At 52.7% G+C, this 2,105-nt stretch carries 1 rRNA gene; it reads left to right on the forward strand.

The window, feature by feature from the left end:
* Window positions 1–2,105 (forward strand): 23S ribosomal RNA (locus BMZ81_RS13765); the annotation flags it as partial.

Here is a 2,105-nt window from a genome sequence, read left to right on the forward strand (position 1 = left end):
AAGTTCGTTGCCATAGACCCGAAACCGGGTGACCTACCCATGAGCAGGTTGAAGTGGGGGTGAAACCCCATGGAGGACCGAACCGACCCCCGTTGCAATGGTGGCGGATGACTTGTGGGTAGCGGTGAAATTCCAATCGAACTCGGAGATAGCTGGTTCTCCCCGAAATAGCTTTAGGGCTAGCGTTATGTTAGATTACCGGAGGTAAAGCACTGAATGGTAGCGGGGCCGATAAGGTTACCAACGCCTATCAAACTCTGAATGCCGGATAATTGATGCATAGCAGTCAGACAGTGTGAGATAAGTTTCATTGTCAAAAGGGAAACAGCCCAGACCTACAGCTAAGGTCCCAAATGTATACTAAGTGGAAAACGATGTGGAATTGCGAAAACAACCAGGATGTTGGCTTAGAAGCAGCCACACATTAAAAGAGTGCGTAATAGCTCACTGGTCGAGTGACTCTGCGCGGAAAATGTAACGGGGCTAAGTATACAACCGAAGCTTAGGATTGTCTAAAGACAGTGGTAGGGGAGCGTTCTGTATGGGGTGAAGTCGTAGCGGAAGCAGCGGTGGACTGTACAGAAGTGAGAATGCCGGAATGAGTAGCGAGAATTATGTGGGAATCATAATGGCCGAAAATCTAAGGTTTCTTGGGGAAGGTTCGTCCGCCCAAGGTAAGCCGGGGGCTAAGGCGAGGCCGCAAGGCGTAGTCGATGCACATACGGTAGAAATTCCGTAGCCACCGAACTTTAAACCAGAGGGACACTTGAGGATAGTCGAACCCGGGCGTTGGTTGACCCGGGCGAAAGGGAGCGAAATATAGTAGCGAAGTCGACGATGCCTTGAGGCGAGAAAAGCTCTGGGGTATACTAAGGTGCCCGTACCGCAAACCGACACAGGTAGATGAGGAGAGAATCCTAAGGCCAACGGGAGAAGGGTTGTTAAGGAACTCGGCAAGTTGACCCCGTAACTTCGGAAGAAGGGGAGCCTCGAAAGAGGCCGCAGTGAATAGGCCCAAGCAACTGTTTACCAAAAACACAGGTCTATGCTAAATCGAAAGATGACGTATATGGGCTGACGCCTGCCCGGTGCCGGAAGGTTAAGAGGAGATGTCAGGGGCAACCCGAAGCATTGAATTGAAGCCCCGGTAAACGGCGGCCGTAACTATAACGGTCCTAAGGTAGCGAAATTCCTTGTCAGGTAAGTTCTGACCCGCACGAAAGGCGTAATGATTTGGGCACTGTCTCAACAGCCCGCCCGGCGAAATTGTAGTACCGGTGAAGATGCCGGTTACCCGCAACTAGACGGAAAGACCCCATGGAGCTTTACTGCAGCTTAATACTGGAAATCGGTAATTCATGTACAGGATAGGTGGGAGACTTGGAAGCCCGGGCGTCAGCTCGGGTGGAGTCGCCGGTGGGATACCACTCTTGGATTGCTGATTTTCTAACCTGCGGCCGTGAATCCGGTCGGGGGACACTGTTAGGCGGGCAGTTTGACTGGGGCGGTCGCCTCCTAAAATGTAACGGAGGCGCTCAAAGGTTGGCTCAGCACGGACGGAAATCGTGCAGTGAGTGTAAACGTATAAGCCAGCCTAACTGCGAGACCGACGGGTCGAGCAGTAACGAAAGTTGGAGTTAGTGATCCGGTGGTATGTGAGTGGAAATGCCATCGCTCAACGGATAAAAGCTACCCTGGGGATAACAGGCTGATCTCCCCCAAGCGTCCACAGCGACGGGGAGGTTTGGCACCTCGATGTCGGCTCGTCACATCCTGGGGCTGAATTCGGTCCCAAGGGTTCGGCTGTTCGCCGATTAAAGTGGCACGCGAGCTGGGTTCAGAACGTCGTGAGACAGTTCGGTCCCTATCTGTTGCGGGCGTAAGAGATTTGAAGGGAGCTGTCCTTAGTACGAGAGGACCGGGATGGACGTACCTCTGGTGCACCAGTTGTCCTGCCAAGGGCATAGCTGGGTAGCTATGTACGGACGAGATAAACGCTGAAAGCATCTAAGCGTGAAACTCCCCCTAAGATGAGATCTCTCACTCTATATGAGGTAAGGGCCCAGGAAGACTACCTGGTTGATAGGCAAGAGGTGGAAGCGCAG

This window comes from Oscillibacter sp. PC13 (assembly GCF_900115635.1).
Lineage (GTDB): Bacteria > Bacillota > Clostridia > Oscillospirales > Oscillospiraceae > Oscillibacter.